Genomic DNA, 13,773 nt, shown 5'->3' on the forward strand with positions numbered 1-13,773 from the left:
TGTGGTAATCCGAAATAAAAATCATTTTTCAAATTACCACATTTTTATATTGTTAAATTAATGAGTCAGTATACTTTCAAGATCTTTCCAGAACATTGGATAAGACTTTTCCACTACATCTTCATCTTCAATATTGAGCTCGCCGATCAGACAAAATGGTGCAAGACTCATGGCCATTCTGTGATCCTGATAGGTCTTAATAGAAATATGGCTTTGTGGCTCTCCAAAACTGATTGATTTAATCGTCAAATCTGTGATCTCTGTTTCGGTACCCAGCTTTTTAAGCTCATTATATAAAGCCAGAAGCCTGTCGGTTTCCTTTACTCTTAAGGTCCCCAGTCCGGAAATCTCAAAAGGAATTTTTAAAGCGGCGGCTGTTACACAAAGAGTTTGTGCAATATCCGGACAGTCGTTCATATCCAGGACGATTTTTTCCGGGAAAGAAAAGTCGGGTTGAGGTTCAAGCGTTAGTTGATGCTCATCTTCAGAAAAAGTAGTTTTAATCCCGAAGAACTTTTCGTAGATATCAGCAATGGCAGAATCTCCCTGTGTGGATTCTTTATAAAAACTTTTCAGATGGATTGTTTTTCTTCCCAATGCACAGATAGAGTAGAAGTAAGAAGCCGAGCTCCAGTCGCTTTCCACTTCATAATGTACTACTGCGGAATTGTCAGGAGTGAAAGGTTCTACTTTGATGGTATTTCCTTCAAAACTGCTTTGAATACCAAATCTGGTCAGGATATCAAGCGTCATTTCAATATAAGATCTTGAAGTAACGTCACCCACAAGATTAATCACCAATCCATTCTCAAGTTTTCCTGCTATAAGTAGCAGTGAAGTGATAAACTGGCTTGAGATATTCGCAGGAACATTTACCGAAGTCTGGGTGATTTTTCTTCCTGTAATTTTTAAAGGGGGAAAACCTTCATTCTCCATATATTCAATTTCCACTCCAAGATCTCTCAAAGCACTTACCAGATTTTTGATAGGTCTTTCCTTCATTCTTCCGGAACCTGTAAGAACAGTTGTCTTTCCTTCCTGAATAGAATAATAAGAAGTAAGAAAACGCATTGCCGTTCCTGCATGGTGGATGTCCACGGTTTCTGTGTTCTCAGATAATGCTTTTTTCAGCAGCTGAGTATCCTGGGAATTGGATAAATTCCCGATTTTTATATTACTAAACAGGCTTTCCAGAATCAATAAACGATTCGAAATACTCTTCGAACCGCTGATCTGTACTGTTTTATCTCCCGATAATTTTGATTTTTCTAGCTTCATTATGATCTACATTTCTAAAAAAATAATGAGTTACAAATTGATGTAGTATTCATAACTCATCATTTATATTTATTTCAATTTTTCGTTGTTCTGATGCCGGTCTTTATCACGGTCAGTTTTTATTTTCATTTTTCTGTCGAAAGCATCCTGCAGATTGACTCCGGTTTGGTTGGCCAGGCATAACGTAACAAAAAGTACATCTGCCAGTTCTTCCCCAAGATCTTTAGTCTTATCACTTTCTTTTTCGCTTTGCTCACCGTACCTTCTGGCAATGATCCTTGCTACTTCACCCACTTCTTCTGTCAGCATGGCCATATTGGTAAGCTCATTAAAATACCTTACACCGATGGTTTTGATCCATTCATCTACCTGCTGCTGTAACTGTGTAATTTCCATTATTGATAAGCTCCTAAAGTTGGGTTAGTGGTTCTGGAAACATTAACGATATCAAAAGGTACCGTTGCTGCAACAGCCGCATTTCCTTTTCCAAGAGCCGGAGAACCAGGTTTTACCCTTAAATTCATTTTAGCCATAAAATAATTGACAAACTGTGGTTCTGCATTCTTGACCGTTTGTATCACATTCGGATTATTGTCAAAAGTGAAACCGGATCCTGTTGCACTGGTATATTTGATTAATGAATTTTGAAGTAAGAATTCAAACTGCTGCCCTGGGGTTTGTTCAAAATGAACAGCATCATCCCTGTCAGAATACACAATACTGTTTTTGATGTCAAGAAGCTGCAAAGCGCCCTGCTGTGATTGCCCCGCATCATTTTTCCATTCATTGGCTGCAAAAATTCCTGCTCTGTCAAAAGAACTCATCGTCCTGGAGTAATTGGCAATCGTAGCGTGAGTATAGCTATGTTTTCCACCAAGGAAAATACCGATACATGATAAACCGCAATTGTTCATGACAAGATTATTGGCATTCACGGTAGAACCCACGGCATAAATTCCATATTCAAAGAAAGTATGGATAAATGAATTGGTAATGGTAGCATTGGTTTGCTTCATATCCAGTCCTCTTGTACCTCCGAAAAGTCTTGCATGGTTCATCTTAAGGGTAGAATTGGCCTCCATTTTAATAGAATTCCAGTTTTTAGGAATCGTATCATAATAAGGATCATTCCTGTCTCCGCGAAGAATCACCTGATCGGCCTGAGTACCGTTGATATTTAAAAAAGCTCCGGAAGAAACTTTCATTCCGCTGTTTTTGTGGAAGTATACTTTCGTTCCGGGATTGATATCCAATGTTATATTAGGATTAATGGTAAGATTTCCGTAGATGATCTTTGCTTTATCATTATTCCACGTTGTGGAACTGGTAATTACATTCGGGTTGCCGGGAGTCTGAATAAAAAATTCTGCATCCTGAACGACAGAAAATAAAGTTACATGCTGTTGTCCTGTTGGACCGGTAAAAAGAACTTTGTCTTCTGCTATGGCCTCTGGTCCTGTAGCTTCCGGGGCAATTTCAACAAAAATATAAAGACTGTCTTTCTTTCTTAAAGGAACATTCTTAAAATCATATCCCGGTTTTCCATCTACATTGATTCTATATAATGAAGCGGCTCCTTTTTCAAGGTTCACTCTTGGGATCATAATATCCTTATCTTCATTATTATATACTTTTACAACATAAGTTTCTGAACGTACCTGATGGTATACCGTATCACAAAATACCGTATCTCTTGAGAAACGAAGTTCCTGCGTAGGGCTGTCAAACGTTATGTCATCTTTATTACATGATACTGCTACAAGTAACATCCAGAAGGAAAAAGCCAGTAATAATTTGAATTTCATTGAAATTAAAGTTTAAGTAAGTTCCAAATTTAACGAAAATACTTTAAATTTCTTATCAATAAAAAAATATTGAATTCAGTATTTGGAATTTTAAAAAAATGTTGTATTTTTGCAACCTAAAATTTAGCAGAGAAATATCCATTACTATTTCGAAAGCAAACTTTAATTTTTTTAAAAATAGTATTATGAAAAACGGAATCCACCCAGAAAATTATAGACTTGTTGTTTTCAAAGATATGAGTAACGACGAGATGTTTCTTTGCAAGTCTACTGCAGAAACAAAAGACACTATCGAGTACGAAGGACAAGAGTATCCTCTAATCAAAATGGAAATCTCTTCAACTTCTCACCCTTTCTACACTGGTAAAGTAAAACTAGTTGACACTGCAGGTAGAGTTGATAAGTTCATGAACAAGTATAAAAAATTCGCTAAGTAATTTTTGTACATTAAAAATATTAAAGTCTTCCAATTTTTGGGAGACTTTTTTTATTGTAAATTTGTTGATCTTGAATTTTAAACCTTAAACTTAAAAACTGAATGATGCAGTTGGTATTTTCAGACGCACAATACTGGGAAGATTTTCTTCCGCTTACTTTTACCCGCCCGGTTGCTGCTATGCGATGCGGAATCCTTACATTTTCTGAGAGATGGCAGAAAATACTTGAAAACACTGAGGTAACTTATTTCACAGAAATATATCTTCAGGATAAATTTAAAAGCCCTGAGGAAAAAGAAAGCCTTTTTCTTGTTCCGAATTTCCTGCCAACAGAAAACGTAATCCAACAAATTAAAGATCTTAAGCAAGGGGAGGCGCTGGTGTACGAAGACGAATTAATCGCCGCAAAAATCAATATGAAAGGTTTTTCTCTGAACCAGATTGAGAAAATGACAGATATTAAGGAAGATCTTGTTTTCTTTAAAAGGCCAAAAGATCTGTTTACCTATAATCATCATGCGATTGATTTTGACTTTGATCTGCTTACCAAAGGAAGAACTTCACAGGAATTGTCTTCAACCAATGGTTTCTTAGGTGATAAAAAAGATCTGTTTATTGAAGAAGGAGCTTATGTTGAATTCTCTACCATCAATACAAAAACAGGGAAGATTTATATCGGTAAGAATACTGAAGTGATGGAAGGCTGTCATCTTCGCGGGCCAATCGCTCTTTGTGATGATTCCAAATTTAATCTTGGGGCTAAAATTTATGGAGCTACCACAATTGGTCCTCACTGTAAAGTAGGTGGGGAAGTAAATAATATCATTATATTCGGATACTCCAGTAAAGGGCATGAAGGTTTTGTAGGAAACTCTGTGATTGGCGAATGGTGTAATTTCGGAGCGGATACCAATTCTTCAAACATGAAAAATAATTATGGAAATGTAAAATTCTGGAACTACAGAACAAAATCATTTGAAGATACAGGATTGCAGTTTGCAGGTCTTATTATGGGAGATCATTCCAAAACAGCTATCAATACACAATTGAATACAGGAACGGTAATCGGTGTTGCTTCTAATATCTTCAAACCAGGATTTCCACCTAATCTTGTGGAAAACTTTTCATGGGGCGGACTGAAAGATGATGAAAGATTCAAACTTGATAAAGTATATGAGGTAGCAGAAAGAGCCATGGCAAGGAGAAAAGTAGCTTTATCAGAAGAGGATAAAGCGATTCTGAAACATATTTTTGACACGTATTAATTCAATAAAATAAAAAACTTCAAATTTTTTTGAAGTTTTTTTATTTTTGATGTAATAGATAAGTAACTGCAATTGTCTTACCTATAAGAAACAAAACTCATGACCCAAGAAACTTTCAAGAATACGGTGTTTATTCTCAAAGACGAGATGTATCGTTTTGCGAAACGGTTTGTCATGAGCAGTGATGAAGCAGAAGATGTAGTACAGGATCTCATGATGAAGTTTTGGCAGAAGAGGGATGAGCTTGAGCAATTCGGGAATTTTAAATCCTATGCGCTGAAGTCGGTCCGGAACGAATGCCTGAACAGATTGAAGCATCACGACGTAAAGATCGGTTTTGCGGATATGCAGCTTCACCGCTCGGAGCTTTATAGTATGGAAGTTGATAACCTTAAGGAACATATTGTAGGATTTATCAATCAGCTCCCTGAGAAACAGAAGATGGTCATCCACTTGAAAGATGTAGAAGAATATGATGTTTCCGAAATTTCTGAAATGCTGGAAATGGAGGAAAATGCAGTAAGGGTAAACCTGATGCGTGCGAGACAAAAAGTAAAAGAACAAATTTCACAACTGATGAGCTATGAAAAAAGATCAATTACAAGATAAATACAACGAAGTCTTCCGGGAGATCAAGGAAGAAAAAATGGACTGGAGCTTTGAGGACTTTCTTCACACTGCAGAAAGTACGGAAGCTGAACAGGATGCTGTACCTATTATTCCATTGGACGAAAAAAAGAAACCCTCTTTTCCCAAATGGTTCTGGATGGCCGCCAGTGTGATGTTGGTATTCGGAATCGGCTTATTTCTTAATGATAATAATTCCGGCACAGCAGATGTGCAGGACAGAGAAAAACTCGTAAAAGATGAAATCTTAAAACAAAAGTCCGGGTTTATGGAAGAAAACAGTGATCACCAGGAACAAGTAGCGGTGAATCATACCGATTCTATTTCCGGAGTGAAAAAAGATTCTGTTTTTCAGGATAACCAGGTGGCAGAGAAAGATGTAATGGATGAAATTCTGCCAAAAAGAGGAAGGCTTAAAAAAGAAAGAAAACCCAGATATGTTGATAATTCTTCCTTCCTGGGTAAAAATTTAAATGATTCTGCAACAGCATACAATGATTCTTATGTCATTGTAAACGGAAAAAGAATCAGCAGTGAAAAAGAAGCTATAGATGTTGCAAAATACTCCTTTATGAAGTTAGGAAGTGAGTTAAAAAAAACAGTAGCATCTTCTCAAAAAAATGAAAATCTTGACAGCGAATACTAAAAATCAGATCAATCTCATGAAAAAAATATTTTTTATAATAGCCATAATGCTGAGCAGCTTTGCAACTTATTCTGCACAGACTGAGAAATTAGACAAGCTTTTTCAGGATTTTGAAAAAAGAGGAAGAGTAACCTCTATCAACATCAAAAAACCGATGTTCAAGCTATTGAATACCATTGATGTTAATGATGCCTATATCGGAAAGATAAAACCTATACTGAACGATGTAGAAGGACTTAAAATTCTGATTATTCCTAAAATTACTTTCCCGGATCGTTTAAAAGATGAAAATCTTGCGAACATAAAAATGAATGAAGAAAAAACAGAGAGAATAAACAAGGCTTTAAACGCTCTCAACTTCAATGAGCTGATGTCCATGAGCAGTGACGGAACTTCTATGAAATTTCTGGCTGAAGAAGAAAAAGACAACTATCTGGAGAATCTGGTTTTTAATGTGGATTCCAAAGAAGAGAATATCATTTTTATCCTCAATGGAAAGATGAAGCTGTCGGATGTTAATAAGATCATTAATTCTGGTGAAACAACTACATCTTCTGTGACGAGTTCTGTAAGAAATGACCTTACATCAGGCAATACCTCTTCTTATCTGAATGGAGATAACAGGAATGTAGGCCAATTTTCAAAAATAGATGCCAGCGTGGGAGTAAATGTTACCTTCAAGCAGGAAAATACCAGCAGTGTAAAAGTAATTGCAGATGCAGATAAACTTCAATATGTTATCACCAAGGTGGAAGACGGAGTATTGAAAATATACGTAGACAATAAGGGAGTCCGTAATCTGAGATTTAAAAATCTTAATGTTAATGTTTCTGCTCCTTCTCTTCAAAGTATAAAAACTTCATCCGGAAGTATTTTTACAGCAGTAAATCCTGTTAATGAAAATAGTATGGAGATTGAAGCAGAGTCAGGTTCTGTTATTAAAGGAACTTTTAATGCGAGACAGGCTGCCAATGTTACAGCGAGTTCCGGAGCTGTTTTGACTGCTGAACTTACCACACAGAAACTGGCTTTGGATACCTCAAGCGGAGCAAGTGTAAGCTTATCCGGAGAAGCTGTTTCCGCCGTGATAGAAACGAGCAGTGGCGCTTCGTGTAAAGCAGATGACCTTAAAATTGCCACGGCAGTAGCTGAATCTACTTCGGGAGCAAGTCTTTCCTTATTGGTTACAGACAAACTGAAAGTAAATGTTTCTTCAGGAGCCGATGTAAAATTGAAAGGAAACCCTGAGCTGGATGCTAAAGTGGATAAAATTTCAGGAGGAAGCTTAAGGCAAATCAAGTAAAAACTAAAAATGATATCAACATCCCAAAATGATTAATTCCGTTGCTGTTCAATAATCCTGATAACTAATCCCCAAAACTTTTACCGCATGGAGAAATTAATAAGAGAAGTCCGGGTCCTTAAAATCTACGCCGCTGTACTTACCGTACTATGTGTAATGTTTTTCCTTCTTGCTTTTAAAAATCAGTCTTCCAACGAACGTTTCAAAGAAATAGATGTAGAACGTATCAATATCGTTGAGAAAGATGGAACTTTAAAGATGGTTATCAGTAATAAGGAGCGTCAGCATCCCGGATTGGTGAATCATAAGGAAATGAAACCCCGTGAAAGAGAAGCAGGACTTATTTTTTTCAATTCCCTGGGAGATGAATGTGGAGGGCTTGTGTATGATGGCAATGAGAAAGAATCCGGAATGGTCTATTCTGTAGACCAGAGAAATACAGATCAGATTATGCAGCTTCAGTATTTTGAAGGTTCAGGAAAAGACAAAAAAAGAGTATATGGTTTAAAACTCTGGGATCGACCTGATGATTTCCCGATGGAGGATATTATTAAGGCTGCTGATTCTATCAGGAAACTGAAAAATCCGGAAGCTTCTAAAAAAGCATTCGCACAACTACAGGAAAAAGGTAAACTGGGAAGTGAACGCTTTTTTGCAGGCAAGACAGCCAATGGTGATGTAGGCATATTTATCCGCGATAATAAAGGGAAAGTAAGATTAAAATTATACATCGATAAAAATAATCAGACCCATATTGAGAATATTGATGAAAATGGAAGTCTCATCAAATAGATCTTACATGATCATATTTAACCTATAAATAAAGTAGTTTCAAACTTATTCAATTATTTTGTACCGTAACCGTTCTTACAAAAGGGCGGTTTTTCGATTTAAGTTATTGATTATTAAATTTTATTTAAACTATCAAAAAGGATTTTCATATCTCACCAAAATAACCTAATTTTGCAAAGAAAGTAAAGATGTCTATTCATAACAAAATTGTAGAGACAGCCATCACTTTCGATGACGTTCTTCTAGTCCCTTCTTATTCAGAAGTTTTACCTAACCAGGTTTCATTAAAATCAAGACTTACCGACAAAATCACGCTGAATGTTCCGATAGTTTCCGCTGCGATGGACACTGTTACTGAAGCTGATCTGGCCATTGCTTTAGCAAGAGTCGGAGGGTTAGGATTTATCCACAAAAACATGACAATTGCTGAGCAGGCAGCTCAGGTAAACCGTGTAAAACGTTCCGAAAACGGAATGATATCTGATCCGGTTACGCTATCTAAAGATCATACTTTAGGGGAAGCTAAAGATCTTATGTCAAGATATAAGATTTCCGGCCTTCCGGTAGTGGATGCTGATAATGTTCTGATCGGAATTATTACCAACAGAGACGTAAAATATCAGGAAAATCTTGATATGAAAGTGGAAGAGATTATGACCAAAGATAATCTGATCACTTCAGATAAAGATACCAACCTTGAAAAGGCTAAAGAAATCCTTCTTAAAAACAGAGTTGAAAAACTTCCTATCGTAGATAAAGATAACAAACTTGTAGGTTTAATTACGATAAAGGATATCGATAATCAGTTGGAATATCCTAATGCTAATAAGGATCAAAACGGACGTCTTATCGTAGGAGCCGGAGTAGGTGTAGGAGAAGATACATTAGCGAGAATTGAGGCTTTAGTACAGGCTGGAGTTGATATTGTAGCCATTGATTCTGCACATGGTCATTCTAAAGGAGTTTTAGATAAAATTTCAGAAATCAGAAAAGCATATCCGAACCTTGATGTTGTAGGAGGAAATATCGTAACTGCAGAAGCTGCTAAAGACCTTATTGAAGCAGGAGCCAACGTGCTTAAAGTTGGAGTAGGACCGGGTTCCATCTGTACAACAAGAGTAGTTGCAGGAGTAGGTGTTCCTCAGCTATCTGCTATTTATAACGTTTACGAATATGCTAAGTCAAAAAATGTAACGGTAATCGCTGATGGTGGAATCAAACTTTCAGGAGATATCGTTAAAGCTATTGCGAGTGGTGCAGGAGCAGTAATGCTTGGTTCTCTTTTAGCAGGTACAGATGAGGCTCCGGGAGAAGAAATTATCTTCCAGGGAAGAAAATTCAAATCTTACCAGGGAATGGGAAGTCTTTCAGCAATGAAGAGAGGTGGTAAAGAAAGATATTTCCAGAGTGAAGCTAAAAAATTTGTTCCGGAAGGAATTGAAGGAAGAGTTCCGCATAAAGGAAAACTGGAGGATGTGATCTTCCAGTTGACAGGAGGTTTGAGAGCCGGTATGGGATACTGTGGAGCAAAAGATATTGAAACACTTCAAAAAGATTCCAAACTGGTAATGATTACAGGAAGCGGATTGAAAGAATCCCACCCTCATGATGTAATTATCACGCAGGAAGCTCCAAATTATTCTTTATAAAATTATAATTGAATTTAAATATGAAAAACCGCACAATATGTGCGGTTTTTTTTATTGTATGATTCTGTTTTAATAGTCTGGTTGACAGGGTGTTAATTTTAAATTATCTGTTTATTAAATTATCGATTTGGTTTTATTTTTCCGTTTTTTATAATTATAATATAAATAAAGTTTATTGTATTTGGTTTCGCGTTAATTTTATTTTATGATTTGAATGTAACAATATTTAGTTTTTTTCTACTAACTGTAATGAAATTTTAAATTTATTGCTTGTTTTAGTTGTGAGTATCACGGGTAAGAATGTAAAGGCTGTAAATTTTTAAATTGTTTAATTTTTTAAATTAGTAAAATGAAGAAAACTATCCTTTGTGGGGCTTTGTTACTATCCCTTTCAGTATCTGCACAGCAAAAAAAAGAGTGGTGTGACTTTGATAATGAACAGAGAGTACACCAAAAACAGAATGCGGAAATTGATGAAATGATTCGTAATATCCGTAACAAAGTTATTAGCAGTAATCAAAATACTACTGCTAAAAATGGAAGTGCGTACAAAATTGTAAATGGAGTTTATGAAATTCCTGTAGTTGTACACGTAATAGCACCTACGGGTGCGGCTATTGGTACTGCTTACAATAAGAGTGATGCACAAATTCAGGCCTGGCTGGATCATTGTAATGAGATGTATGCAGGAACTTATCAATGGGCTCAGGGAGTTCCGGCAGATTTTGGTACTGCTGCTACGATGCCAATTAAACTGGTATTAGCTAAAAGAGACCCTAATTGTAATGCTACTACAGGAATTGTTAGATACAACGGAGGAACTCTTGCAGGATATGATGATTATGGGGTAAAACGTAGTGGAGCAAATGGGGTTACTACGGATCAGGTAAAGACTATTGCGCCACACTGGCCGGAAGCGTCTTACTTTAATATCTATATCATGAATAAAGTAGATGGAGGTGGAACATATGGTATCATGGGATGGGCAGGGCTGCCTCAAAATGCCGATGCTAACTACGAATCCTTTATGAAATCTTTTGTAGTTACTTTACAGGATGATATTACTCTGGCTCACGAGTTTGGACATAGTATGGGATTACTTCATACATTTGGTAATGCTAACGCTCAGCCGCCACAAGGAACTACTTCTACGACCTACTGTCCACCAATGACTAATAATGACTGTAACAAAGACGATGATCAGGTTTGTGATACAGAAAGATCAAGAAGTTTGCTAAACGATCCTGCGCCAACCAACAATGATATGAATTATTGTACAGGAACAAACTATCAGGGCGTACAGTATAATATGATGAACTATACCAATCCGATAGCATTTAAATTTACAAATGGACAGCATGACAGAGCAGCTCTTTACTTTTTCTTGATGAAAGGAGGGTTGAGTACTTCATTAGGTGCAACGGCTCCTTCTGCAGGAGCTGCAATTGGAACTCCTATTGCTGCTGCATGTAACCCAACAGGTATCACTACACCAAGTAACTATTTTGTAGGCCCTACTTTAGTAAAACTGGGAAATATTAATAATGCATCAACAGGATATTGGCAGGCTGCTGCTAATTTTTATGAAGATTATACAGGTGCAAACTGCTTAAGAGCAACATCAACTGAGCTTTCTGCAACGGGAACTCATAATCTTCAGGTGAATGTTTCAGATTCAAATAATGATGTAAGAATATGGATCGATTACAATAATAATGGTACTTTTGAAGCTTCTGAACTTGTAGGTTCAGCTGATAACATTATTGCGGATCCGGTTACCTTAATAGGTACGTACAGTACAACGATTACAGCCCCAGCCTCAGTAGTATTGAACACTCCACTAAGAATGAGAGTTCTTGTTGATGATGAGAACCCTAATATGACTCCTTGTGGGCAATTAATGTATGGGCAGGTTGAAGATTATACTGTAAAATTTGTTACCAATCTGGGAACAAGCGAAGTGAAAGCAGATAATGGTGATTTAACAGTTTATCCTAACCCGGTAGCAACCGGAGATAAAATCTTCATTAAAGCTAAAAATGGTAAAAATCTGAAGGTTTCTATTTCTGATATGTCAGGAAGATTGTTGGCAAGTCCAGCTGTGACTGAAGAAGGAAACGGTGTTTATAAAGTGGACCAGCAATTAGAAAAAGGAGTTTATATGATTCAGATTTCTAATGGAAAAGACAGTAAGTCTTCTAAATTAATCATTAAATAAACTGATCTTCATTCAGGTATATATAAATGTCTCCATTGTAATGGGGACATTTTTTATTCCATCTTCCTGTACTTAAACCTTGGCTTAATAACTTTATTAAGAAATTGCCCCTTAGATCTAGCTTTTCTAAAATTTTCAACAATATCAGGAGGTACCTTAAGATAATCATAAACTGCTCCCGACTGATATATAATTTTTAATATTTCAGTATCCGGAAAATAGATGAAATGATTGACAACACTTGAAGGCATACTTCATTTCATGCAAAAAACATTCCTTGCCATAAAATAAAAAGCTTCCGAAATTTCCGAAAGCTTCAGTAATTGATTTCTTGAAACAGAATATCATTCTATTTTTTCATGAATTTAAATTGATGTATCTGAAAATTCCGGGTATTTATTTTTAATATATATCCTCCGGGAACAAGTTGTGAAACATCAATCTTGGAATCAAACATTTCTGATTTTACCAGACGTCCGTCAATATTGTAAATCTGGATGGTTAGCCCATCGTCAATACCGGAAATAGTAATAAAATCAACCACAGGATTAGGGAAGATCTGAATTTTATTTTTTGAAAGGTCTGAAGTTCCTAATGTAGTGGTCTGTACATCACCTGTCATGGTGGAGTTTACTGCAGTAAGATTTCCTCCACATTGCCCGTTAGTCATTGCTGTATTTTCAACCCAGGTTCCGATACTGTTACCGGGAGGTATCGGAACAGAATTATTACCTGTTGAGTTATAATAAATCAGATAAGGAGTTGTAAAAGTTCCGTTTCCTTCATCACCAAGAAATTCCCATCTTGTAAGAGCATTGTTCCATTGGATTTTAAATTCACAGGTACCTAATCCACTACAATCCTGTCCGCCATCAATAGGACTGGTCATGTAGATGTTCTTACTAAAGGCATCTACTCCTGTTTTGTTAAATACATACGTATTAGGTGGGCTATCAAACAGATTGGAACATCCACTGAATGTTATTGTCTGTGTAAAAGCTGAGCTTCCTATAACAAGACATAATAAGTAAAGAATTTTCATAACGATTAGTTTTGAGATGGATAGACTCCTGCTAATGCAATGATACATTTCAGCGTAATAAACGGAGGTCTGTTTTCATGAGGCTGGCTTCCTCCTGTGCTTCCTACCATTGTGTTTTTCATGGTCGTATTTGCCGCTGCATCGGAATATTCTTTGTCAAGTGTTTTGGTGTCTGCCGGAAGATTATTGGTTGGAGAATTTTGATTTCCTTCCGTTGTTACAGCATTCACGGTATGATTATGAGCCGGCATTTGTGTTACCAATAATGTTACACTCTCAGTTCCTCCGGTTTCTCCCATGGTGTACATTGTAGGGCCGCCCGGTGCCTGTCCGTTATGAACAAGTACTCTTCCCCGCATATCAGGTAAAGCAAATGTGGTAACTCCGTTTCCTCCATAAGTGGTTCCTAACAGTGAAAAAAGTGCTTGATTTTGCGCGATGGGCAGAAGCTGCCCATTACATTCTGCCCAGTATTTTGGAGCAAAATTATAAGGTACAAAGGCTATTTGCCCTAAAAATGGTTCTGATGCCTGTGCTTTTAGAGCGGGAACAAATGCACTGCATATCAGCAGTGTACATGCAAAAATTAAGTTTTTCATGATAGCAAGAATTTTAAGTAGTATAAAATTAGAAAATATTTTACATAAAATGCTTGATTAAAAGAAAAACCTTTCGTTATATAACAAAAGGTTAGATTTTATTTATTGAAAA

At 36.6% G+C, this 13,773-nt stretch carries 14 protein-coding genes; 8 read left to right on the top strand and 6 right to left on the bottom strand.

The window, feature by feature from the left end; all coding sequences use genetic code 11:
* Window positions 1–57: 57 nt before the first annotated feature.
* The 3 genes from ACLI50_RS05370 to ACLI50_RS05380 form a co-directional block, all read right to left on the bottom strand.
* Window positions 58–1,278 (bottom strand): 3-phosphoshikimate 1-carboxyvinyltransferase, encoded by a 1,221-nt coding sequence (locus ACLI50_RS05370; RefSeq protein ID WP_411413333.1) that lies wholly within the window; start codon window positions 1,276–1,278, stop codon window positions 58–60.
* A gap of 69 nt (window positions 1,279–1,347) precedes the next feature.
* Window positions 1,348–1,674, bottom strand: coding sequence for a nucleotide pyrophosphohydrolase (locus ACLI50_RS05375; RefSeq protein ID WP_047385875.1), 327 nt, complete (start codon window positions 1,672–1,674; stop codon window positions 1,348–1,350).
* Window positions 1,674–3,083 carry a hypothetical protein gene (locus ACLI50_RS05380; RefSeq protein ID WP_395971839.1) on the bottom strand — a complete coding sequence of 470 codons (1,410 nt, stop codon included), beginning with the start codon at window positions 3,081–3,083 and terminating at the stop codon, window positions 1,674–1,676. Before ACLI50_RS05380 ends, ACLI50_RS05375 begins: the two co-directional genes overlap by 1 nt.
* Before the next feature lie 185 nt (window positions 3,084–3,268).
* On the opposite strand from ACLI50_RS05380, the gene ACLI50_RS05385 reads away from it, so the two are divergent.
* The 8 genes from ACLI50_RS05385 to ACLI50_RS05420 all read left to right on the top strand — a co-directional run bounded on the left by ACLI50_RS05385 (window position 3,269) and on the right by ACLI50_RS05420 (window position 12,020).
* A complete protein-coding gene (locus tag ACLI50_RS05385; RefSeq protein WP_062702555.1) occupies window positions 3,269–3,520 on the top strand; it encodes a type B 50S ribosomal protein L31 in 252 nt (83 codons plus the stop codon).
* A gap of 104 nt (window positions 3,521–3,624) precedes the next feature.
* Complete coding sequence (locus ACLI50_RS05390; RefSeq protein ID WP_202844178.1) at window positions 3,625–4,785, top strand: putative sugar nucleotidyl transferase; 1,161 nt, start codon at window positions 3,625–3,627, stop codon at window positions 4,783–4,785.
* Between the two features lie 99 nt (window positions 4,786–4,884).
* A complete protein-coding gene (locus ACLI50_RS05395; RefSeq protein WP_002976192.1) occupies window positions 4,885–5,394 on the top strand; it encodes an RNA polymerase sigma factor in 510 nt (169 codons plus the stop codon).
* On the top strand, window positions 5,369–6,058 hold the full coding sequence (locus ACLI50_RS05400; RefSeq protein ID WP_343642415.1) for a hypothetical protein: 690 nt from the start codon (window positions 5,369–5,371) through the stop codon (window positions 6,056–6,058). Before ACLI50_RS05395 ends, ACLI50_RS05400 begins: the two co-directional genes overlap by 26 nt.
* Window positions 6,059–6,074: 16 nt before the next feature.
* Entirely contained in the window at window positions 6,075–7,361 is a 1,287-nt protein-coding gene (locus tag ACLI50_RS05405) for a DUF4252 domain-containing protein (protein ID WP_228406597.1), read from the top strand.
* A gap of 87 nt (window positions 7,362–7,448) precedes the next feature.
* Window positions 7,449–8,153, top strand: coding sequence for a hypothetical protein (locus ACLI50_RS05410; RefSeq protein WP_411413334.1), 705 nt, complete (start codon window positions 7,449–7,451; stop codon window positions 8,151–8,153).
* A gap of 188 nt (window positions 8,154–8,341) precedes the next feature.
* Entirely contained in the window at window positions 8,342–9,802 is a 1,461-nt protein-coding gene (gene guaB / locus ACLI50_RS05415) for an IMP dehydrogenase (RefSeq protein WP_110011687.1), read from the top strand.
* A gap of 349 nt (window positions 9,803–10,151) precedes the next feature.
* A complete protein-coding gene (locus ACLI50_RS05420; protein WP_411413335.1) occupies window positions 10,152–12,020 on the top strand; it encodes a GEVED domain-containing protein in 1,869 nt (622 codons plus the stop codon).
* Window positions 12,021–12,073: 53 nt separating this feature from the next.
* Here the strand turns inward: ACLI50_RS05420 and ACLI50_RS05425 are convergent, their stop codons facing one another.
* The 3 genes from ACLI50_RS05425 to ACLI50_RS05435 form a co-directional block, all read right to left on the bottom strand.
* The gene (locus ACLI50_RS05425) at window positions 12,074–12,271 is read right to left on the bottom strand and encodes a KTSC domain-containing protein (protein ID WP_110011496.1); all 198 of its coding nucleotides are present in this window, start codon (window positions 12,269–12,271) and stop codon (window positions 12,074–12,076) included.
* Between the two features lie 98 nt (window positions 12,272–12,369).
* The gene (locus ACLI50_RS05430) at window positions 12,370–13,062 is read right to left on the bottom strand and encodes a T9SS type A sorting domain-containing protein (RefSeq protein ID WP_411413336.1); all 693 of its coding nucleotides are present in this window, start codon (window positions 13,060–13,062) and stop codon (window positions 12,370–12,372) included.
* 5 nt (window positions 13,063–13,067) lie between these two features.
* A complete protein-coding gene (locus ACLI50_RS05435; RefSeq protein ID WP_137905655.1) occupies window positions 13,068–13,661 on the bottom strand; it encodes a phage tail protein in 594 nt (197 codons plus the stop codon).
* Window positions 13,662–13,773: the final 112 nt, after the last annotated feature.

It is taken from the genome of Chryseobacterium cupriresistens (genome assembly GCF_046614675.1).
Taxonomy (GTDB): domain Bacteria; phylum Bacteroidota; class Bacteroidia; order Flavobacteriales; family Weeksellaceae; genus Chryseobacterium; species Chryseobacterium cupriresistens.